The following is a 21293-nucleotide window of genomic DNA, read 5'->3' on the forward strand; positions in this document are numbered from 1 at the left end:
CCACCGCCGGACCCGCGGCGTCGCGCCGCCGACCCCCGCGACCCGCGGCGCCGGGCTGCCGCCGATCCGCGAACCACCGGTCGCCGGACGTCCGGCGACCGCCGGGCGGCACCCGAGTCGGTGGAACCCGGACCGAACCGACCGCGTCGTCCCGGTGAGCCGCGGCCCGTCCGACGGACCTCCGGCGAGATCCACACGCGCCCGGCTCCGGGTGCGAAGAAGAAGCGTGAACAGACACCCCGTACGGAGGCGGCCGAACCGAGGGCCGGCCGCCGCCGCACGCGGGACAAGCCGGCGACATCGCCCAAGGCAGCGACATCCGCCACAAAGACGACGCCGGCGAAGGCAGCGACCTCGGCCAAGTCGGCAGCAGCGACCACCCCGCCGACCACCCCGCCGGGCCGCCGACCCCGAACCGGCGGCTGGGCTGCCGGCGCCGGGTGGGGTCGCGCGCTCATCGCCGTCGCATCGGTCGCGGTCCTGTTGTGCACCGGCTACGCCTGGAACACCATGTCGGACCTGCAGACCCGGATCACTCAACTCGGCGGACTCGACCTCGGCGGCGCCGCCGACGGGGCCGTCGACATCCTCCTGGTGGGCACCGACTCGCGAACCGACGCCAAGGGCAACCCACTCTCCCCGGAGGAGCTCAAGCTCCTGCGCTCCGGGGACGAGGTCGCGACCAACACCGACACCATCCTGCTCATCCGCATCCCCGACGACGGCTCGTCGGCGACAGCGATCTCGATCCCCCGCGACTCCTACGTCGACGTACCCGGAATCGGCATGAGCAAGATCAACGCCGCCTACGGCACGACTCGCGAGAGCGTCCGGGCGCGGGCGGTCGGCGAGGGCAAGTCCGAGGGTGAGGCCGAGTCCGAGGGCACGCTCGCGGGCCGGAAAGCGTTGGTGGACACGGTCGCCAATCTGACCGGCGTGCAGGTGGACCATTATGCGGAGGTCGGCCTGCTGGGCTTCGTGCTGCTGACGAACGCCGCCGGCGGCATCGACGTCTGCCTGAACCAGGCGGTCCGCGATCCCTTCACCGGCGCGCGGTTCCGCGCCGGTCGTCAAACCCTCGACGGCCCGAAGGCCCTGAGCTTCGTACGCCAGCGTCACGGGCTCCCCCGAGGCGATCTGGACCGCATCACGCGACAGCAGGCGTTCATGGCGTCGCTCACGCAGAAGATCATCTCCGCGAACACACTGACCGACCCGGGCAAGTTGTCGGAGCTGCAGAACGCGGTCTCGCGCTCGGTGGTCATCGACGACGACTGGGACATCATCCGATTCGCCGAGCAGCTCAAGGATCTCAGCGGCGGCCGGGTGAAGTTCGCGACCATCCCGATCGTGACCGAGCAGGGCTGGAGTGAGGACGGACAGCAGAGCGTGGTCGAGGTGGACCCGCGGGAGGTGCAGGCCTTCACCGGCGACCTGCTGGCACCGAAGGAGTCGCAGGGCATCCAGCGCGGCGACTACACGGTCGACGTGGTCAACGCAGGCACCATCGACGGCCTCGCGTCGAATGTGGCGAACATCCTGACCAACAAGGGTTTCCGGGTCGGGGCGACCTCGAGCGGCAAGGCCGACACGAAGGACTCGATCGTGTACGCCAAAGACGAGAGCGACGCCGCACGCCTCCTCGCGAAAGATCTGGGCGGCGCCCGGGTCGTGGCGGATCCCGCCCTGGGCGACGACCAGCTCAAGGTCGTGCTGACCAACACCTACGCCGGTCCCGGCTCCATCAGCGACACCGGCGACCAGACCGACAACACACCGGCGAGCGAGCGCGTCGGCAACAAGCGCCCGCCCATCACCGCGGGCAACGAGGGGCCGATGTGCGTCAACTGAACAACCCGAACACCATCACCGACGCCGTCTTCGCCGCGGTCGCCGACCATTCGCGGCCACTGCTGACCTACTACGACGACTCGACCGGGGAGCGCACCGAACTGTCCGGCGCCACGCTGGGCAACTGGGCGGCGAAGACGGCGAACTACCTGGTCGACGAGATCGGGATCATGGCGGGCGGTGTCGTCGCCGTCGACCTCCCGGAACACTGGCAGACAGCGGGGATCCTGCTGGGCGCGCTCTGGGCGGGCGCCGAGGTGCGTCTCGACTCCCACGACGGCGCGGAGGTCCTGTTCACCAGCCGTGACCGTCTCGACGATCACCCGGACGCGGACGAGGTCGTGGTCGCCTCGCTCGATCCGTTCGCGTTGCCGCTGCGCGACCTGCCGCCCGGTGTCGGCGACTACGGCAGCGTCGTCCGCGTCCACGGCGATCAGTACTCGTCCCGCCATCCGGCCTCGGCCACCGTCGAGGGCGCCTTGATCGGCGAGGCGCTCGACGACGCTCGGGCCGTCGCGGAACGCGACGGCATCGGACCGGGCTCGCGCGTGGTGTCCACCCGGCCGTGGCATACGGGCGATCTGGTGATCGCGCATCTCCTGACACCATTGCTGGTGGGCGGCAGCCTCGTTCACGTCACGGGGGCCTCGCCGGAACGGGTCTCGGCGATCGCCGAGATGGAGAAGGCCACGCTGGTCCTGTCCTGAATTCCGGCGGGCACGCCGCCGATCGGGCACAGTGGGGACATGCGAATCCCCCGCGCGGTGGCCCGCCTCAACAAGCGAGTGACGAACCCCATCCAGCGACAGTGGGCGCCCCGGCTGGCCCCCTACGCGATGGTCGAACACGGCGGCCGCAAATCCGGCAAGCACTACTCCATCCCGGTGCTCGCGTGGGTCGACGGCGACCGGCTCACGATCATCCTCACCTATGGGCGGCACACCGACTGGGTCCGCAACGTGCAGGCCGCGGGCAGCTTCGGACTCATCCGGAAGAACCGGCACTACCGGGTGACCGGCCCACGGGTGGTGCCGTCGGACTCGCCCGACATCGCGCGTGGGGCGCGCATCCCGGCGCGACTGTTCGAGTCCGCGCTCCTCGGCACCCTGCACCGGGCGTGATCGGATGGCCGACGATGCGCTCACGGACTTCGACACCGAGGACGTGACCCTGTGCGGGACCACCCGCCGAGTCCACCGGCTCGGCAGCGGCCCGGCGGTCATCGTCATCGCCGAGATGCCGGGGATCAGCCCCAAGGTGGCGAACGTGGCGCGCCGGATCGCCGGCGCCGGTGCCACAGCCGTCCTCCCATCGCTGTTCGGTGTCGACGGCCGGGACCCGCGTCCGGAGAACCTCGGTGCCGTCGGTTCGGCGACGAACATGCTCGGCACCATCGCCCGGGCCTGCATCACCCGTGAGTTCACGATCCTGGCGACCGGGAAGACCTCCCCGGTCGCGTCCTGGTTGCGCGCGCTGGCCGCCCGTGAGCACGACCGGTGCGGCGGCCCCGGCGTCGGCGCGGTCGGGATGTGTTTCACCGGCGGGTTCGCTCTGGCGATGGCCACCGACGATCGCATGCTCGCCCCGGTCCTGTCCCAACCCTCGCTGCCGTTCGCGGTGTTGCCGGGACGGGCCCGTGCCATCGACGTGAGTGAGTCGGATCTGGCTCTGGTGCAAGCCCGGTGCGCGCGGGGCCTGGAGGTCATGGGTCTGCGGTTCCGCGGGGACCGGCTCGTGCCGGAGGCCCGATTCGCCCACCTTCGTGAGCTTCTCGGCGACGCCTTCATCGGCGTCGAACTACCCGACGAGTCCGCGAACCCGGATTCGATGCTGCCACAGCCACATTCGGTGCTGACCGAGGACCTGATCGACGAACCGGGACAGCCCACCCGCGAGGCCTACGACCGGGTCATCGACTTCTTCACGGAGAAGCTCGGACTACAGGCTGCGACAAGACCACCGGCCTGACCGAGACGAGAGACTTACTCGCCCAACAGCTCCTGCTGCAACGCGGCGTCCTTGTCGAGCACCATCTGCTCGAGACCCTTCTGGAATTCGACCATGCGTTCCCGGAGGCCGGCGTCCGACGACGCCAGTATCCGCACCGCGAGCAGACCGGCATTGCGGGCCCCGCCGACCGAGACGGTCGCCACCGGGACACCGGCGGGCATCTGCACGATCGACAGCAGCGAATCGAGTCCGTCGAGGTGTCGGAGCGGGACGGGCACGCCGATCACGGGCAACGGGGTCGCGGAGGCGACCATGCCCGGAAGGTGTGCGGCGCCACCGGCTCCCGCGATGATCACCTCGATGCCGTGACCGGCGGCACCGGCCGCATAGTCGAGCATGCGCTGCGGGGTGCGGTGCGCCGAGACGACCCCGACCTGGAACGGCACGTCGAACTCGGCGAGCGCCTCGGCCGCGGCCTTCATCGTCGGCCAGTCCGAGTCGCTGCCCATGATCAGGCCGACCCGCGGGCCGTGTGTCTCACTCATGAATGTTCATCCCATCCGTCGGTCCACGTCGCCTGCGACATCCATTGGGCCGCCCGTTCGGCACGCTCGCGTACCGACTCGGGCGAATCCCCTTCGCGCCCCACGATGTTCACGTGCCCGATCTTCCGGTCGGGTCGCTCACCCTTGCCGTAGAGGTGCACCTTGGCCTCGGGCATCCGGGCCATCAGATGGTGCATCCGCTCGTCCATCGACATCGCCGGCGCCTCCTGGGCACCGAGGATGTTGGCCATCACCGTCAGCGGAGCGCTCGGTGCGGTGCTGCCGAGCGGATAGTCGAGGACGGCGCGGAGATGCTGCTCGAACTGCGAGGTCACCGCCCCGTCCATCGTCCAGTGCCCGCTGTTGTGCGGCCGCATCGCCAGCTCGTTGACGACCAGTTCGCCGTCGACGGTCTCGAAGAGCTCCATCGCCATCACACCGACCACGCCGAGCTCGTCGGCCAGTCGCAGCGCCATCTGCTGGGCGCGCGCGGCCACCTCGCCGTCGAGCCCGGGCGCCGGCGCCAGGACGACGGCGCACTGGCCGTTGCGCTGGATGGTCTCGACCACCGGCCACGCCCCGCCCTGCCCGAACGGGGACCGCGCGATCATCGCCGACAGCTCGCGCCGCATCGGCACCTTCTGTTCGGCGAGCAGCGCCGGCGCGTCGTCCGGGTAGTCGTCGAAGACGGCGAGTGCGTCCTGCGCGCCGTCGACGAGCCAGACGCCGCGGCCGTCGTAACCGCCGCGCACTGCCTTCACGACGATGGCCCAGTCGTTGGCCTCGCCGAACTCGACCAGACGCGCGCGGGCGGCGGCGCGATCGCCGGACAGGTCGGCGAAGTCGGGCACGGGCAGGCCGAGTTCGGCCAGCCGGACACGCATCGCCAGCTTGTCCTGCGCGAAGTGCAGTGCCTTCGACGGCGGGAGCACGGCCACGCCCTCGGCCTCGAGCGCGCGTAGATGCGCCAGGGGGACGCCCTCGTGGTCGAAGGTCAGGGCGACGGACCCGGCCGCGGCCCGGCGCAGATCATCGAGTTCGTCGTGCGACCCCAGAACGATGTCGGCGCTGACCTGGGCCGCCGGATCCGACTCCGAGGCGGCGAGCACCCGGAGGCACTGGCCCAGGGCGATGGCCGCCTGGTGGGTCATCCGTGCGAGCTGGCCACCGCCGATCATGGTGACTGTCGGCATCCCCGACGACCGGCCGTTCGTACGTTCGGCGTCCGGCACCGGCGGCACCTGGGACGACGGGGACACGGCGCCGTCGGCCTGCTCGCGTGAATTCACGCGAACCATCGTGGCATGGGCGCGGCGTCATTCGCACGCCCCCGCCCAGGAAGCGCCCGGCGGTTGTCGTTTCGTACACTCGGATCTTGTGCCATTGATCGACGAGATGATCGCCCGCCTTCCCGCGCCGGTCCGTCGGCTCGTCATGCGGCACCACGAACTGATCAAGTTCGCGATGGTCGGCGGTACCACGTTCGTCTTCGACATGGCGATCTTCTACAGCCTGAGCCTCACCGTGCTCGAACAGAAACCGGTCATCGCCAAGGTCATCTCCGGGGTCCTGGCCACGATCCTCAGTTACATCCTCAACCGCGAGTGGGCCTTCAAGAACCGTGGCGGACGCGAGCGTCACCACGAGGCCATGCTGTTCTTCGCCATCAGCGGCGTCGGCGTGATCCTGCAGGCCGCCCCGCTGTTCGTCGCCAACAACGTCTTCGACATGCGCTCGAACCTCACCGTGTCGGAGGTCGTGGTCGTCGACTTCGTGCTCGGCTTCATCATCGGCAACCTCCTGCAGATGGCGTTCCGGTTCTGGGCGCTGCGGAAGTTCGCCTTCCCCGAGGAGCAGCTGCGGGGTGGCGACGCCGGATCGACCGATCTGCATCCCTCCCTCGCCGAGCTCAACGATGAGGAACTCGGTCACGCCTGACGCGTGGTTCCGCGGCCCGGCCGGTCTTCTCGTCGATGTCCTCGGCGAGTTCGGAATCACCGCGGTCGGTCCCGACGTGCTCGCGTCCGGTGACCAGCCGGGCGGGCACGACGATCGCGAACACCGGTGGCCGACGGACGGTGAGTTCGAGCCGTCCCCCGTCGGATTCGATGAGGGCCCGGGCCAGGGACAGCCCGACCCCGCTCCGGCCGGCACCGGGTCGGTGTCCGGCCGAGAATCCCCGTCGGAAGATGTGGACGGCGATCTCGTCGGCCACCCCGTCGCCCTCATCCGCGACGGTGATGCGCACCAGATCGCCCGCGGGCAGGGTCCCCACATGGATCCGGCATGTCCCGCGGCCGTGCTGCAGCGCATTGTCGACGAGCACGCTGACCGCCTCGCGCAGCCGGCCCGGATTCGAGGTCAGTGCATGCGGCACCCCGTCGAAGGTCACGACCAGCTCCCGGCCCCGTGCCTCGAAGGCGTGCCGGAAGTCCCCGACCAGGGTCGTCAGCATCTCGGACATGTCGACGAACTCCGGGGCGGGCTCGTCGGCGCGTGACGCCTCGACCAGCTCGTCGAGTTCGGTGGACAGCCGTTCCACCTGGTCGAGCGCGGCTTCGGCCTCGGTGATCACCGCGGGGTCGTCGTGGAGGGTCAGTTCCTCCAGACGCAGCTGGATGGCGGTGAGCCGGCTGCGCAGCTGGTGCGACGCGTCCCCGGCGACCTCCCGCTCGCGCTCGAGGCGCAGGGCGAGCTCGGTGTTCGCGTCGGCCAGCGCGCGCGACACCCGGTCGAGTTCGGTGATCCCGTACATCTTCCACTGGGTTCGGAAATCTCCCCGGCCCATGGTCGCCGCGCGGTTCGCGAGATCGGTGAGCGGATCGACGATCCGCCCCGCGGTGACCGCCGCGACCAGCGTGCCGCCGATCACGGACGCGACGACGATGACGGCGACGATCGAGGCCGCGGTGAACTGGTCGTTGCGCACCTCGTCCAGCGGGATCGACAGGGTCAGCGTTCCCGCCGCACCCAGCGCGATCGATTCCGAGAGTCGGGAACCGCCGATCTCGGCACCCACGACCGTGCGCTGCGGGGTCCCCGACATATCGGGGAAGGTGACGGTCAGGCGGCCGTTCGGCGGCAAGAGCAGCTGGAAGGCCTCGCGATCGAGGGACTCCGGCGGGATCCGGCCGTCGGCCCCCTCCTGCCGGATCAGTTGATCGGCGATGACCTTGAGCCGGTTGTCGAGGTCCTGATGCGCGTTGTCGGCCACCCACCACCACGCGACGACGCTCAGCGGGATGCCCAGCAGCCCACCGACCGCCAGCAGGACGGCGATCATGGTCGTGAGCAGGCGACGTCGCATGCGCGTCTACGGGTCGAACCGGAAACCGACCCCGCGCACGGTCACGATGTGGCGGGGACGGTCGTGGCGATCGTCGCCGATCTTCCGGCGCAGCCAGGAGATGTGCATGTCGAGGGTCTTCGACGACCGCAGGTCGGCCGAACCCCACACCTCGGTGAGGATCTCCTCGCGGGTCACCACCTCACCGGCGCGTTCCATGAGGAAACGCAGGAGGTCGAACTCACGGTTCGCCAGGGTGAGGTCGTGGCCGTTGACCAGGACCCGGCGCGCACGGGCGTCGAGGCGCAGGGCACCGCCCTCGAGCACGACGTCGCCGGGCTGGCGCCGCCGCAGCAGCGCACGTACCCGGGCCAGCAGTTCGGCCAGGCGGAACGGTTTGCCGACGTAGTCGTCGGCGCCGGCGTCGAGTCCGACCACGAAGTCGACCTCGTCGGTGCGCGCGGTCAGCATCAGCACCGCGAGCGCCGGCCGCTGGGCCCGCACGCGCCGGCACACCTCCAAGCCGTCCAGCACCGGCAACCCGAGATCGAGGATGAGCAACTCATAGCGGGTGTCGAGTGCCTTCTCCAGGGCGTCGGCGCCGGTCGAGACGACCTCACAGCCGTACCCCTCGCGCGACAGCGCCCGCGCGAGCGGTTCGGCGATCGCGGCGTCGTCCTCGGCGAGCAGCACGGTGGTCATCGGTCTCGGGCCGCGCGGTCGGAGTGGTCCCCGTGGTGACCGATACCCGCGGCAGGCTGGTCATAGGAGTCGCGCCGGCGCCCTTCCAACGGATGATCCTCGTCGTCGTGGACGTCGAGTACCTCGTGGTACAGCAGCGCATGTACCCGCTCCACCTGCGGGATGTCGTCGAAGGACAGCGGCTCGTCCGACGCCGATTCGATGACCAGCGTGCCGGTGCGCAGCATGCGGTCGACGAGGCCGTGCCGGAACTCGACCGTGTTGATCCGGCGGATCGGGATGTCGATGCCCGACCGGGTGATGATCCCGTTGCGGAACATCACCCGCCGATCGGTGAGCACGAAATGTGTTGTCTTCCATGCCAAGAGCGGGCGAATGAAGTACCAGCAGAAGCTCGCAGCCCATACCACCGCGACCACGAGGAGCAGAACGGTCTGCGGTGTGGACCGCAGCGACGATGCGGTGATGACCCCGACCAACACGCCCGCGGCCGCCGTCACGATCGCGAACAGCAGGAACGGACCCAGCAGGCACTTCCAGTGCGGATGTCGATGGAGGACGACACGCTCTCCCGGTGCCAGGTTCTCCCGCGGATAGGCCATGCGGCCCAGCATAAACGGCACCGGCCCGACCGGGGCCAACCCGCGTGAACGCGCCGCTCGGACACCGCCGGATCGCGGGACGGCCTGAGTAGACTGCCAACCACAGGCCACCGCTGTCGGAGAGCAGTGAGCATGTCAGGGCCCCGACACCAGATCCGACCATCGGCTTCGCGACCGGTCGGCGAGGAGAACGCCATGAGCTACCAGGATCCCCGTGACCCGCGGACCGCGCGCTACGAGTCCGGCTACACCCCTGAGTCACGCGCGTACAGCAGCCAGAACGACCCGTATGCGCGAGATCCCTACGCGGCAGATCCGTACGCCGGCCAGGGCGGTTATCCCCAGGGCGGCTTTGAGCAGGGCCGGCCGCCGAAACCACGTCGCGGCCCGGACATCAATCCCGTCACGTTCGCCGGCGGTGTGGTGATGACCGGTGTGGTCACCGGCCTGGCCGCCTGGCTGGTGGCCTGGATCATCTCCGCGTTCGTCGAGAAGGTGAACGAATCGGGCAAGCTCGGCGTGTGGAACCCGGTCGCCGCCAGCGAGCTCTGGTTCGGGGTCGTCGGTTTCCTGTGCGCCCTCGCCGCCGGCGCCCTCTGGTACGTCCTGCACATGGTCACCCCATCGCCCGACCAGTTCTACCGCTGGATCGTCGGCCTGCTGCTCGTGGCGGCCGTGCTCATCCCGATCCTGACCTACAACCAGATCTCGGTGGGCATCGAGACCGCGATCGTGCACCTCGTGATCGGCCTGCCCTCCCTGACGATCATCCCGGCCATGGCCGGCAAGAGCCTGCAGCGCTAGTCATTCCGGCCGCCCCCGCTGGCCGAGCCGAGTCGAAGTCACTCCGGCCGCAGATGGGTCACGTCGCCCGCCGCGGCCACCACCTGCTGACCATCGGCGTCGACGACGATCCGGCCGGAATGGTCGACCCCGGTCGCGGTGCCGACGACCTCGCGATCGCCGGGTAGGACCAGACGAACGCGGCGGCCGATGGTGTCGCTGCTGTCGCGGTATCGCGCCGCCAGCCCGTCCAGGTCGTGCGGCCAGAGGTCGAGCAGGTCCGAGAGCGCCCGTAGGTACGACGCGGCCAGGTCGGTCAGCGGCACGTCGCGGCCGGTCGCGAGACCGAGCGAGGTCGCGGTCGGGACCGGCAGCTGGTCCGCCGCCATCGTGGTGTTGAGTCCGGTGCCGATCACCGCCACTCCTCCCGGCCCGGTCGGGCCGTGCTCGGAGCGGGTGTACTCCGAGAGGATCCCCGCGACCTTCTTGCCGTCGATCAGCACATCGTTCGGCCATTTGAGCGTCGGGCGCACACCCATCGCGTCGTCGACGCCCTGGACCGCGGCGAGGCCGGCCAGCAGCGAGAGCCAGCCCAGGTCCTCGGTGTGGTCGGCGACGTCGATCGCGGCCGACATGGCCAGCTGTGTGCCGGCGGGCGCCGTCCACGTGCGGGCGTGGCGACCGCGTCCCGCGGTCTGGTCGGTGGTGATGCGGACGGTTCCCGCGACGGCTTCGGCGGCGGCACGGGACACGAGGTCGGCGTTGGTGGAGCCGGTCGCCTCGACCACCTCGATCCGGTGCCACCGGGTGTCGGCGAGTCGGGTACGGAGCAGATCGGCGTCGAGGCTCATGGACAACGAACCTACTGTCCGCCGCGGTGGGACGGTCGGGTACCGCCTGTTTCGACGAGGTGCGCCCATCCCACCGACCGATCGCTCGGAAACCTGAGGGATATCTCACGTTGATCCGGTTGACGTGGCTCACACCCGGGTAGTTAGCATCGTCAGTCATGACCACTGCTTCTCGCGACGACGCCGCCGCTCCCGACATCCACACCACGGCGGGAAAGCTCGCCGATCTGCGTAATCGTCTCGACGAGACGAAGCACCCGGTGGGTGAGGCCGCCGTCGAGAAGACCCACGCCAAGGGCAAGCTGACCGCGCGGGAGCGCATCACGCACCTGCTCGACGAGGGGTCGTTCGTCGAACTCGACGCCCTCGCCCGGCACCGCAGCACCAACTTCGGACTCGCCGAGCGCCGTCCGCTCGGCGACGGCGTCGTCTCGGGTTACGGCACCATCGACGGCCGTGAGGTCTGCGTCTTCTCGCAGGACTCCACCGTCTTCGGCGGCAGCCTCGGCGAGGTCTACGGCGAGAAGATCGTCAAGGTCATGGATCTCGCGATCAAGACCGGCCGTCCGCTGATCGGCATCAACGACGGCGCCGGCGCCCGTATCCAGGAGGGCGTGGTCTCGCTCGGTCTGTATGGGGAGATCTTCCACCGCAACGTGCGCGCCTCCGGCGTCATCCCGCAGATCTCGCTGATCATGGGCGCCGCGGCCGGCGGTCACGTCTACTCCCCCGCGCTCACCGACTTCGTGGTGATGGTCGACCAGACCAGCCAGATGTTCATCACCGGCCCCGACGTCATCAAGACGGTCACCGGCGAAGAGGTGACGATGGAGGAGCTCGGCGGTGCGCACACGCACATGTCGAAGTCGGGCACCGCCCACTATGTCGCCTCCGACGAGGAGGACGCCCTCGAGTACGTCAAGGAGCTGCTCGGCTACCTGCCGAGCAACAACCGGGCGGACGCACCGCGCCTGCCGGTCGCGCAGCCGGCCGCCGGTTCGATCGAGGACACCCTCACCGAGGAGGACCTCGAACTCGACACGCTGATCCCGGATTCGCCGAATCAGCCGTACGACATGCACGAGGTGATCCGCCGCATCCTCGACGACGACGAGTTCCTCGAGGTCCAGGCCGAATACGCGACCAACATCATCATCGGCTACGGACGCGTCGACGGCCGTAGCGTCGGCATCGTCGCCAATCAGCCCACCCAGTTCGCGGGTTGCCTCGACATCGACGCCTCGGAGAAGGCCGCGCGCTTCGTCCGCACCTGCGACGCTTTCAACATCCCGATCGTCACCCTGGTCGACGTCCCCGGCTTCCTGCCCGGCACCGACCAGGAGTATCGCGGCATCATCCGCCGCGGCGCCAAGCTGCTCTACGCCTACGGCGAGGCCACGGTCGGCAAGATCACCGTCATCACCCGCAAGGCTTACGGCGGCGCCTACGACGTCATGGGTTCCAAGCACATGGGTGCCGACGTGAACCTGGCGTGGCCGACCGCCCAGATCGCGGTCATGGGCGCCTCGGGCGCGGTCGGGTTCGTCTACCGCAGTCAGCTCAAGGACGCCGCCGCCAAGGGCGAGGACGTCGACGCCCTGCGCCTGCAGCTGCAGGAGGAGTACGAGGACACCCTCGTCAACCCGTACGTGGCGGCTGCACGCGGATACGTCGACGCGGTCATCCCGCCGAGCCACACCCGAGGACAGATCGCCACCGCGCTCAAGCTGCTCGAGCGCAAGATGGTCAATCTGCCGCCGAAGAAGCACGGCAACATCCCCCTGTGACATCAGCCGGTCGTCCCGAGAGCGAGAATTCCGTGAGCGAAGAGTCGACGAAGTCCGAGCGTCCGTTCCTGACCGTCGTCGGCGGCCAGCCGACCGACGAGGACCTCGCCGTGCTGGTGACCGTCCTCGCCGGGGCCGGGTCGGGCGGCGGCGACTCCGAGCCCGCGACGCGCAACGACTGGGGCCGGCCCATCGACCGGTTGCGCCCGCAGTGGGGCGGTCCCGGGAGCTTCACCAACCTCCGCTACTGAGGTGACACGCTCATCCGAGATCGGGCCGGGTCCCACCGGCCCGATCTTCGTGCTCGGCTCGGCCTCGCCGGCCCGGCTCCGCATCCTGCGGGCGGCCGGCGTCGAACCTGTCGTTCGCGTGTCGGACGTCGACGAGCATGCGCTCCTCGCGCGGCTTCCCGGCTCCACGCCGGCCGGTGTGGTCGTCGCCGAACTGGCCCGCGCCAAGGCAGAGGCGGTCGCGGCGCTCCCGGAGATCGCCGAACTGGCCGGCTCCGGCGATCCTGTCGTCGTCATCGGCTGTGACTCGATGCTCCACCTGGGCGATCAGCTCCTCGGTAAACCGCACACGCCCGAGCGCGCTGTCGCGCAGTGGTCGGACATGCGCGGTCGCAGCGCCGACCTGCTGACCGGACACCACCTGATCCGGCTGGACCGGCGCGCCACCGCCGGCGGCACGAGTTCCACCACGATCCACTTCGCCGACGCCGACGACGACGTCATCCACCGGTACGTCGCCAGCGGCGAACCGTTGCAGGTCGCGGGCGCCTTCACCCTCGACGGCCTCGGCGGCTGGCTGGTCGAGCGCATCGAGGGTGATCCGTCGTCGGTCATCGGCATCGGGCTGCCGTTGGTCCGCACCCTCCTGCGCGACGTCGGCCTGTCGGTGACCGACTTCTGGCACCGCTGAGCGAGCGCACCCCGTCGCTGATCGAGCACACCCCACCGCTGATCGAGCGCACCCCACCGCTGATCGAGCGCACCCCACCGCTGATTGAGCACGCCCCACCGCTGATTGAGCTTGTCGAAATCACTCCGCCTCGAAGAACTCCGGCCAGTACCGCTTGATGCAGTCCGCGGGCTGTCCCTGGCGGTTGAACTGCGGGCCGGTGAGGCCGACCGTCAGGGCCACCGCGCGCTCGCGCGCCGACCCGTGTCCGGAGGCGCCCCCGGTGTCGCCGATGATCGGCAGCAGGCTCGCGACCTGCAGGATCTCCTTGGCGCCGAGCGCATCCCGCTGGTAGGCGGTGGCACCCCAGTTCGCGGCCAGGCAATCGGCGATGAGCTCGCTGTTCTTGCCGGCCGGGAGTCGGCGGTCCGGGATGTCGAAGGCCTCGGCCATCCGGAACACCACGTTGTGGCCGTATTCGTGCGCGACGACGATCGCGGCGGTGAAGTCGCCGACGATCGGCGACGGGACCCCGAAGACGTTGCCGTCCCAGATGGCCGCGAAGGTCTCGACCGGCAGTACGACGCTGCCCTCGGTGGGGGTGCCCTGCCCGTTCGGCTCGGTGTCCGCGCCGCAGAAGTACGCGTTCGCCTCGTCGGAGGGAATCGGCACGGGGCGCGAATCCTCGTCACCGACAATGCATTCGGTGGTGAACGAGGTGCCCGACCCGATGAGCACCCGGCCTGGCGCGGGATCCCCCCAGCCGAGCTCGTCGAACCATCCGCCCCACGTCTGGTCGAGGTCGTCGAGGAGCGTCGTGAGGTACTCGGGGACCGCGGTGTCGACGTTGGCCGGGGTCACCCCGCTCGTCATGAGTTCCGCGGTCGGCGTCGGCAGCTTCGGACAGTCGTCGGGGCGGCACTGGGCCGGGTCGGCGTCGGACGGCCGAGAGGAATCCGAACCCGCGGAACCCGGCGGGCGTGACGGCGTCGGACTCGGGGTGGCGCTCGTCGACGCGGACGACCCCGGAACCCGCCCCGAATCGTCGGACGGGATCAGCGAACATCCGCTTCCGACGGTCAGCGCCGCCACCGCGGCCAGGGAGACCGCCCACCGCACCGCGAGGGGGCCACGTCGATCGATCATTCGGCGAACCTAGCAGGCGATGCCCCGCTTCACCTGCGGTTTGTCGTCTGATCGAAGCACGCTCCGGCCGATGCCCTACCCTTTATCAGCGGGACCGCAGATGGTCCGCGTGATCCACGAGGAACGTCCGAACAGCGAGCTGGAGAGCACCGTGAGCGTTGACACCGACCCGAATCCGGCCTTCGCCGAATACGCCCACCCCGAACGGCTGGTGACGACCCAGTGGCTCTCGGCGCATCTCGGCGCCAAGGGACTCAAGATCATCGAGTCCGACGAGGATGTGTTGCTCTACGACATCGGCCACATCCCGACGGCCCAGAAGATCGACTGGCACCTGCATCTCAACGATCCGGTCACGCGCGATTACATCAACGGCGAGCAGTTCGCGGAGTTGATGCGCAGCAAGGGAATCGAGCGCGACGACACCGTCGTGATCTACGGCGACAAGAGCAACTGGTGGGCTGCCTACGCGCTGTGGGTGTTCACCCTGTTCGGTCACGAGGACGTCCGGTTGCTCGACGGCGGACGCGACGCCTGGATGGCCGAGGACCGCGACACCTCCTTCGACGTTCCCGACTATCCCCGGTCGGACTACCCGGTCGTCGAGCGCGACGACACCGCGATCCGGGCGTTCGCACCGCAGGTCCTGGAGGCCCTGGGCACCGAGCCGCTGGTCGACGTCCGTTCGCCGCAGGAGTACACGGGCGAGCGCACCCACATGCCGGATTACCCGGAGGAGGGCGCGCTGCGCGGCGGGCACATCCCCACCGCCATCTCCATCCCCTGGGCGAAGTCCGCGGCGCCCGACGGCCGTTTCCGCAGCCGCGCCGAGCTCGACGAGATCTACGCCGATCTCGATCCGCAGACACCCACCATCGCCTATTGCCGTATCGGCGAGCGGTCGAGCCACACGTGGTTCGTGCTCACGCACCTGCTCGGTCACTCCGCGGTCCGCAACTACGACGGCTCGTGGACCGAGTGGGGCAATGCCGTGCGGGTTCCGATCGCCGTCGGCGACGAGCCGGGCGCCGTACCCGGCAGCGAGTGAGCCCGACCGCACGATGAGCCTGCCCCCAGCCCTGGCCGAGATCGTCGACGACTTCGGTGCGCTCGGCGACTCCGACAAGATCACGCTCCTGCTCGAGTTCGCCGGCGAATTGCCCGATCTGCCTGCGCATCTCGAGCAGGATGCGATGGAACCGGTACCCGAGTGCCAGTCGCCGGTGTTCCTGTCGGTGGACGCCGCCGACCCGGCGTCGGTGCGGTTGCATTTCAGTGCGCCGCGCGAGGCGCCGACGACCCGCGGGTTCGCCGCGATCCTGCACCAGGGACTCGACACTGCGTCGGCGCGCGAAATCCTCGACGTGCCATCGGATTTCTACTACGACCTCGGACTCGGGAGCGCGGTGAGCCCGCTCCGTCTGCGGGGGATGGCGGGAATGCTGGGCCGGATCAAGGCCCAGGTGCGTCACCAGGTGCCCGACCTCTCCGGGGCATGAAATTCATCCAGATCCGCGACGAACCCATCGAGCCCGGCGGCCTCGTCGAATGGACCCCGTATGTGCCGGGCGGGCTGGGCACCTGGGATTACGACCCCCGGTTGACCTCGCACAACCACGAGCAGCATCTCCGCGACGCGTTCGAGTTCCGGATCCGCAACCGTCGTGAGGGTGGACGCGAGGCGTGGCTCGGGCTGAGCATCGAGTTCGACGAGCCGCTGTCGATCCCGGCCATCCGCTCGGTGCTGACCCAGTGGATCGATCGGCACGAGGTCCTACGGAGTCACGTCGTGATCAAGGGATCCGGACTGCAGCGACTCACCACCGCACCGGGCAGTGTGAAACTGAAGATGGGCCGGATCGGCTGGTATGCCGAGTCCGGCCCGCTCGTCGAGCAGCTGGCCGGTTCGTTCGATCGCGCCACCGCGCCGCTGCATTGGCCGGCGTACCGGTTCGCGACCGTCGGTCGCGAGCGGTCGTTCACCCTGCTCTTCGCCGCCGACCATTCGCTGGTGGACGGATACTCCCTGATCATGGCGCAGCAGGAACTGGTCTCGCTGTACCGCGCGGCGCGAGAGCATCGTGGCGCGAATCTGCCGGAGGTGGGCAGCTATGTCGACTTCAGCGCCGAGGAACGCCGGATCGCCGACCAGACCGGCCGCGACCACCCGGCCGTCGGCCTGTGGTCGGAGTTCCTGGCCGCCGGGGCCGGTGACATGCCCGGCCTGCTCACGACCGAGCCCGCCCGACCAGCAGAGCCCACCCCGGACGAGAGCGCCGCGGACCCCGCACAACCCCAGGAGTCACTGTGGGGTGTCATCGCCGATGACGAGACGGCCAACCGGTTCACCGCGATCTGCTCGGAGGCGGGTGGCACCCTGACCGCGGGGGTGCTCGCGGCCTTCGCAGTGGTTCATCACGAACTGACCGGCGACCGGGAGTTCCGCTGCGTGCTGCCTCGGCACACCCGCAACGATGCCCGCTGGCTGACGTCGCTCGGCTGGTTCGTGGGGGTCGCCCCCTTCTGTGTGGACATGTCCGACTCCCCCACGTTCGACCAGACCGTCGCCCGGTCGACCGCCGCGCTCAAACGCGGTCGTCAGGGGGCGTCGTTGCCGTTCCTGCGCGTGGCCGACCTGATCGGTCACAAGGGCGGACCCAGGTTCGTGATCTCGTTCATCGACACCCGCTACGCCCCGGGCGCCGGTGCGGCCGACGCCGGGCGCGCGAAAGTCATCCGGAGTCACAGCTACTCCCCCGACGAGGTGTACATCTGGATCAATCGCACGCCGTCGGGCCTGCGGTACTCCGCCCGCTTCCCGCGGGAGTCCCGGCCGCGCGATCTGGGCGTCGCCGCCTCGGCGACCGACGTCCCGACACCAAGCGTCCCGTCAGGCCGGGCTGCCGCCCGCCCGTCGTCGGGGACGCTCCTGGAGGCACAACGTGAGGGAATCGTCACATTTTCCGAGCCCGGAGGTCCGGGTGCTTCCGCTCGCGACATCGATGCCTCCGCCGGTCCCGTCCACGCCTACCTGCACGGTTTCGCCGAACTGATCCGCGACCTCGGTGAGGCGAGCACATTCTCTCCGGCGTTGTGACCCAGGGCTCCACCGAACGATTGCTCGGTGGGCTAGGGTATTGCCCGGAAGGTCGCGACACCTGCACCTCGAAGGTGTCGCATCGCCCTCGCCGTCCTCATCCCGGCCGGTGACGGCGTACCACCAGACTTGACCGACGTCCGACAACCGTGTCGCGTGCGCTACCGCGTCGTGAGCACCCGAGTACGAGTAAGGCCCAGGAGAACAAGTGCCCAGTACCTCTGCGAACACCCCGTCCGCAATCAGCAAGGTCCTCATCGCCAATCGCGGCGAGATCGCTGTCCGCGTGATCCGCGCCGCCCGGGATGCAGGCATCGCGAGCGTTGCCGTCTACGCCGAGCCCGACGCGAACGCGCAGTTCGTCAAGCTCGCCGACGAGGCCTTCGCACTGGGCGGGCAGACCTCGGCGGAGTCATACCTGGTCTTCGACAAGATCCTCGACGCGGCGAAGAAGTCCGGCGCGGACGCGATCCACCCCGGGTACGGCTTCCTGTCGGAGAACGGCGACTTCGCCCAGGCCGTCATCGACGCCGGACTCATCTGGATCGGTCCGTCACCGCAGTCGATCCGCGACCTCGGCGACAAGGTCACCGCGCGCCACATCGCGCTGAAGGCCGACGCCCCGATGGCCCCTGGCACCAAGGACCCGGTCAAGGACGCCGACGAGGTCGTGGCCTTCGCCCAGGAGCACGGCGTGCCGGTCGCCATCAAGGCGGCGTTCGGCGGCGGTGGACGCGGGATGAAGGTGGCGTACACCATCGAGGAGATCCCGCACCTGTTCGAGTCGGCCACCCGCGAGGCCGTCGCCGCGTTCGGTCGCGGCGAGTGCTTCGTCGAGCGCTACCTCGACAAGGCCCGCCACGTCGAGGCCCAGGTCATCGCCGACCAGCACGGCAACGTCATCGTCGCAGGCACCCGCGACTGCTCGCTGCAGCGTCGTTTCCAGAAGCTGGTCGAGGAGGCCCCCGCGCCGTTCCTCACCACCGAGCAGCGGTCCAAGATCCACGAGTCCGCGAAGGCCATCTGCCGCGAGGCCGGTTACTACGGTGCCGGCACCGTCGAGTTCCTGGTCGGCAGCGACGGCCTGGTCTCGTTCCTCGAGGTCAACACGCGCCTGCAGGTCGAGCACCCGGTCACGGAGGAGACCGCGGGCATCGACCTCGTGCGTCAGCAGTTCCGGATCGCCAACGGCGAGAAGCTGGAGTTCACCGAGGACCCGACCCCGCGCGGCCACTCGTTCGAGTTCCGGATCAACGGCGAGGACGCGGGTCGCAACTTCCTGCCCGCCCCCGGGCCGATCTCGGTCTACAAGGAGCCGACCGGCCCCGGCGTGCGCGTCGACTCCGGTGTCGTCGAGGGTGACGTCATCGGCGGACAGTTCGACTCGATGCTGGCGAAGCTGATCGTCACCGGCGAGACCCGCGAGCAGGCTCTCGAGCGGTCGCGTCGCGCGCTCGCCGAGTTCCAGGTCGAAGGCCTGGCGACGGTCATCCCGTTCCACCGGCACATCGTCTCCAACCCTGCCTTCATCGGCGACGGCGAGAAGTTCGACATCTACACCAAGTGGATCGAGACCGACTGGGACAACCCGATCGAGCCGTACACCGGCGGCGAGCCGATCGACGAGGACGAGGCCGCACCGCGGCAGAACGTCGTCGTCGAGGTCGGCGGCCGTCGCGTCGAGGTGTCGCTGCCCGGCGATCTCGCGCTCGGTGGCGGCGGCGGCTCGGCCAACGGCGTCGTCCGCAAGAAGCCGAAGGCACGCTCGCGCAAGAAGGGCGGCGGCGCAGCCGTTTCCGGTGACGCCGTGGCCGCTCCGATGCAGGGCACCGTCGTCAAGGTCGCCGTCGAAGAGGGCCAGGAAGTCGCTGCCGGCGATCTGGTCGTCGTGCTCGAGGCCATGAAGATGGAGAACCCGGTCACCGCCCACAAGGACGGCGTCGTCACCGGCCTCACCATCGAGGCCGGCGCCGCCGTCACCCAGGGCACGGTGCTGCTCGAGCTGAAGTAAGACTCACTGGAGCTTCGCGACTGTGCAACCAGTCGAGATCAACGCCGGGACGTGGTATCTGCGTGCGCTTCGTGCGGACGAGCGGATCACCGACGTCCCGGCGTTGTCTCGTCTCCAGGTCGACGACCCCACCGCGTATGTCACTGCGGCACATCACGGCTGGGAGTCGGAGACGAGGTTCGTCTGGGCGGTCTGCATCCCGACCACCGGTGAGCTCATCGCCGTGATCGGGGTGACGCGAGACGGTTCATCGGGCCGGCTCTGGGGCGAGGCGCGCGACGGCTACGACGAGGCGCTGGATGCCGCGATCGGACCGGTCTCCCGGTTCGCCGAGGGTGCGCTACAACTGGCTGTCGAGACCCCGATCGAGCGCGAGATCGGATGAGCCTCGGGGCCACCGACCGCCACCCGTCGACGCCGTTTGGTGAATTCTTGGTGAACACCTGACGCTGCACCGGCAAAGCCCCAGGACGAAACCGGCAATTCCGGCATTCGCTTTCTAGGTGAAACCGGCGGTCCGGCAGCATGATTGGGCAATGACCGGTGAGATGCTCCTCCTCGTGCTGTTGGTGATCACGGCACTCGGCTTCGACTTCACCAACGGATTCCACGACACCGGCAACGCGATGGCCACCTCGATCGCCACCGGAGCTCTCAAACCCAAGGTTGCCGTGGGGATATCCGCCGTCCTCAACCTCGTCGGCGCGTTCTTGTCTGTGGAGGTGGCCGCCACCATCACCAAGGACGTCCTCAACATCCAGCAGACGTCGGGCGACGTCGTCACCGGACTCACTCCGACCACCGCCCTGCTGATCATCTTCGCCGGACTCATCGGCGGCATTCTCTGGAATCTGTTCACCTGGCTGTTCGGCCTACCGTCCTCGTCGTCCCATGCACTGTTCGGCGGGCTCATCGGTTCCGGTATCGCGGCGATCGGCCTCTCCGGCATCAACTGGCACGGTGTGCTCTCGAAGATCATCGTGCCCGCGCTGTTCGCGCCCGTCATCGCGTGCATCGTGGCGGCCTGCGGCACGTGGCTCGTCTTCGCGATCACCCGTCGTATCGACGCGAACCGCAAAGAGGCCGGGTTCCGGTACGGCCAGATCGCGAGCGCGTCCCTGGTGTCGCTTGCTCACGGAACCGGTGACGCACAGAAGACGATGGGGGTCATCGCGATGGCACTCATCGTCACCGGCCACCTCGACGCCTCGACGGTGAGCCACGGCCTGCCCTTCTGGGTCGTCTTCTCCTGTGCCGCAGCCATTGCGATCGGGACCTACCTCGGCGGGTGGCGCATCATCCGGACGTTGGGCAAGGGTCTCGTCGAGATCAGCTCACCCCAGGGCATGGCGGCCGAGGCTTCGTCGGCCGCGATCATCCTCACCTCGAGTGCGGCCGGGATGGCCCTGTCGACCACGCAGGTGGCGACGGGTTCGATCCTGGGTTCGGGTGTAGGCAAGAAGGGTGCGCAGGTCCGATGGTCGGTCGCGGGGCGTATGGCCGTCGCGTGGATGACGACGCTGCCGGCCGCGGGACTCGTCGGTGCCTTCTGTTACTTCATCGCCAATCTGTTGGGCGACGTCGCGGGCGGCATCGCCATCTTCGTCCTCCTGCTCGCCGCGTCCGGGTACCTGTACTGGCGCGCGCAGCAGAACAAGATCGACTCGCACAACGTCAACGCCGAATGGGACGACACGACCGACTCGATCATTCCGGCTGATCAGGCCAAGCCCACCACGATCGCCTGACGGTCACCGACGCATCCCGAAAGGACTCGAACAC

The 21293-nt window shown here is 69.1% G+C and carries 22 protein-coding genes; 15 read left to right on the forward strand and 7 right to left on the reverse strand.

All coding sequences use genetic code 11. From position 1 onward, the window contains the following. The 4 genes from MHN80_RS06345 to MHN80_RS06360 form a co-directional block, all read left to right on the forward strand. Window positions 1-1851: LCP family protein (locus MHN80_RS06345; RefSeq protein WP_239400355.1), on the forward strand; the 1851-nt coding region annotated here is incomplete at its 5' end. Then, a complete protein-coding gene (locus MHN80_RS06350) occupies window positions 1839-2558 on the forward strand; it encodes a TIGR03089 family protein (protein WP_239400357.1) in 720 nt (239 codons plus the stop codon). The genes MHN80_RS06345 and MHN80_RS06350, both read left to right, overlap by 13 nt. 39 nt (window positions 2559-2597) lie before the next feature. Continuing rightward, window positions 2598-2972, forward strand: a complete 375-nt coding sequence (locus MHN80_RS06355) for a nitroreductase family deazaflavin-dependent oxidoreductase (RefSeq protein ID WP_239400359.1) — start codon at window positions 2598-2600, stop codon at window positions 2970-2972. 4 nt (window positions 2973-2976) lie between these two features. After that, window positions 2977-3819 carry a dienelactone hydrolase family protein gene (locus tag MHN80_RS06360; RefSeq protein ID WP_239400361.1) on the forward strand — a complete coding sequence of 281 codons (843 nt, stop codon included), beginning with the start codon at window positions 2977-2979 and terminating at the stop codon, window positions 3817-3819. Window positions 3820-3833: 14 nt separating this feature from the next. On the opposite strand, the gene purE is transcribed toward MHN80_RS06360, so the two are convergent. Both purE and MHN80_RS06370 read right to left on the reverse strand, forming a co-directional pair. Beyond that, window positions 3834-4346 (reverse strand): 5-(carboxyamino)imidazole ribonucleotide mutase, encoded by a 513-nt coding sequence (gene purE / locus MHN80_RS06365; RefSeq protein ID WP_004572234.1) that lies wholly within the window; start codon window positions 4344-4346, stop codon window positions 3834-3836. Then, window positions 4343-5644, reverse strand: a complete 1302-nt coding sequence (locus MHN80_RS06370; protein ID WP_239400363.1) for a 5-(carboxyamino)imidazole ribonucleotide synthase — start codon at window positions 5642-5644, stop codon at window positions 4343-4345. The genes purE and MHN80_RS06370 overlap by 4 nt, the downstream gene beginning before the upstream one ends. Window positions 5645-5723: 79 nt before the next feature. Here MHN80_RS06370 and MHN80_RS06375 point away from each other — a divergent pair, with 79 nt between their 5' ends. Next, complete coding sequence (locus tag MHN80_RS06375) at window positions 5724-6284, forward strand: GtrA family protein (RefSeq protein ID WP_033205461.1); 561 nt, start codon at window positions 5724-5726, stop codon at window positions 6282-6284. On the opposite strand, the gene MHN80_RS06380 is transcribed toward MHN80_RS06375, so the two are convergent. The 3 genes from MHN80_RS06380 to MHN80_RS06390 are packed head-to-tail and all read right to left on the reverse strand — an operon-like array spanning window position 6256 to window position 8936. Continuing rightward, window positions 6256-7653, reverse strand: coding sequence for a HAMP domain-containing sensor histidine kinase (locus tag MHN80_RS06380; protein ID WP_239400365.1), 1398 nt, complete (start codon window positions 7651-7653; stop codon window positions 6256-6258). The genes MHN80_RS06375 and MHN80_RS06380 overlap by 29 nt on opposite strands. A 6-nt stretch (window positions 7654-7659) precedes the next feature. Further along, window positions 7660-8334: a response regulator transcription factor gene (locus MHN80_RS06385; protein WP_004572230.1), complete on the reverse strand. Its 675-nt coding sequence runs from the start codon at window positions 8332-8334 to the stop codon at window positions 7660-7662. Continuing rightward, entirely contained in the window at window positions 8331-8936 is a 606-nt protein-coding gene (locus tag MHN80_RS06390) for a PH domain-containing protein (RefSeq protein WP_239400367.1), read from the reverse strand. The genes MHN80_RS06385 and MHN80_RS06390 overlap by 4 nt, the downstream gene beginning before the upstream one ends. Before the next feature lie 195 nt (window positions 8937-9131). On the opposite strand from MHN80_RS06390, the gene MHN80_RS06395 reads away from it, so the two are divergent. Next, on the forward strand, window positions 9132-9740 hold the full coding sequence (locus tag MHN80_RS06395) for a hypothetical protein (protein WP_239400369.1): 609 nt from the start codon (window positions 9132-9134) through the stop codon (window positions 9738-9740). A 38-nt stretch (window positions 9741-9778) separates the two neighbouring features. Here MHN80_RS06395 and MHN80_RS06400 read toward each other — a convergent pair whose 3' ends face one another. Further along, window positions 9779-10570: a biotin--[acetyl-CoA-carboxylase] ligase gene (locus tag MHN80_RS06400; protein ID WP_239400371.1), complete on the reverse strand. Its 792-nt coding sequence runs from the start codon at window positions 10568-10570 to the stop codon at window positions 9779-9781. A 158-nt stretch (window positions 10571-10728) separates the two neighbouring features. On the opposite strand from MHN80_RS06400, the gene MHN80_RS06405 reads away from it, so the two are divergent. Genes MHN80_RS06405 through MHN80_RS06415 form a run of 3 tightly spaced genes read left to right on the forward strand, consistent with a single transcriptional unit; the run spans window position 10729 to window position 13278 of the window. Continuing rightward, window positions 10729-12357: an acyl-CoA carboxylase subunit beta gene (locus MHN80_RS06405; protein WP_004572226.1), complete on the forward strand. Its 1629-nt coding sequence runs from the start codon at window positions 10729-10731 to the stop codon at window positions 12355-12357. A gap of 32 nt (window positions 12358-12389) precedes the next feature. Continuing rightward, window positions 12390-12608: an acyl-CoA carboxylase subunit epsilon gene (locus MHN80_RS06410; protein WP_004572225.1), complete on the forward strand. Its 219-nt coding sequence runs from the start codon at window positions 12390-12392 to the stop codon at window positions 12606-12608. Between the two features lies 1 nt (window position 12609). Beyond that, the gene (locus MHN80_RS06415) at window positions 12610-13278 is read left to right on the forward strand and encodes a nucleoside triphosphate pyrophosphatase (protein WP_004572224.1); all 669 of its coding nucleotides are present in this window, start codon (window positions 12610-12612) and stop codon (window positions 13276-13278) included. Window positions 13279-13398: 120 nt separating this feature from the next. On the opposite strand, the gene MHN80_RS06420 is transcribed toward MHN80_RS06415, so the two are convergent. Continuing rightward, window positions 13399-14403, reverse strand: a complete 1005-nt coding sequence (locus MHN80_RS06420) for a metalloprotease (protein ID WP_239400373.1) — start codon at window positions 14401-14403, stop codon at window positions 13399-13401. Window positions 14404-14554: 151 nt separating this feature from the next. Between MHN80_RS06420 and MHN80_RS06425 the strand changes: the two genes are divergently transcribed. The 6 genes from MHN80_RS06425 to MHN80_RS06450 all read left to right on the forward strand — a co-directional run bounded on the left by MHN80_RS06425 (window position 14555) and on the right by MHN80_RS06450 (window position 21259). Beyond that, a complete protein-coding gene (locus tag MHN80_RS06425) occupies window positions 14555-15451 on the forward strand; it encodes a sulfurtransferase (RefSeq protein WP_239400375.1) in 897 nt (298 codons plus the stop codon). Between the two features lie 13 nt (window positions 15452-15464). After that, the gene (locus tag MHN80_RS06430) at window positions 15465-15902 is read left to right on the forward strand and encodes a SufE family protein (protein WP_064571638.1); all 438 of its coding nucleotides are present in this window, start codon (window positions 15465-15467) and stop codon (window positions 15900-15902) included. Next, complete coding sequence (locus tag MHN80_RS06435; protein ID WP_239400377.1) at window positions 15899-17500, forward strand: condensation domain-containing protein; 1602 nt, start codon at window positions 15899-15901, stop codon at window positions 17498-17500. The genes MHN80_RS06430 and MHN80_RS06435 overlap by 4 nt, the downstream gene beginning before the upstream one ends. A 208-nt stretch (window positions 17501-17708) precedes the next feature. Further along, the gene (locus tag MHN80_RS06440) at window positions 17709-19511 is read left to right on the forward strand and encodes an acetyl/propionyl/methylcrotonyl-CoA carboxylase subunit alpha (protein ID WP_239400379.1); all 1803 of its coding nucleotides are present in this window, start codon (window positions 17709-17711) and stop codon (window positions 19509-19511) included. A 22-nt stretch (window positions 19512-19533) separates the two neighbouring features. Further along, window positions 19534-19896: a hypothetical protein gene (locus MHN80_RS06445; protein ID WP_101819037.1), complete on the forward strand. Its 363-nt coding sequence runs from the start codon at window positions 19534-19536 to the stop codon at window positions 19894-19896. 151 nt (window positions 19897-20047) lie between these two features. Further along, window positions 20048-21259 (forward strand): inorganic phosphate transporter, encoded by a 1212-nt coding sequence (locus MHN80_RS06450; protein WP_180819291.1) that lies wholly within the window; start codon window positions 20048-20050, stop codon window positions 21257-21259. Window positions 21260-21293 lie beyond the last annotated feature (34 nt).

Source organism: Gordonia sp. McavH-238-E (assembly GCF_022348225.1).
Classification (GTDB): domain Bacteria; phylum Actinomycetota; class Actinomycetes; order Mycobacteriales; family Mycobacteriaceae; genus Gordonia; species Gordonia terrae.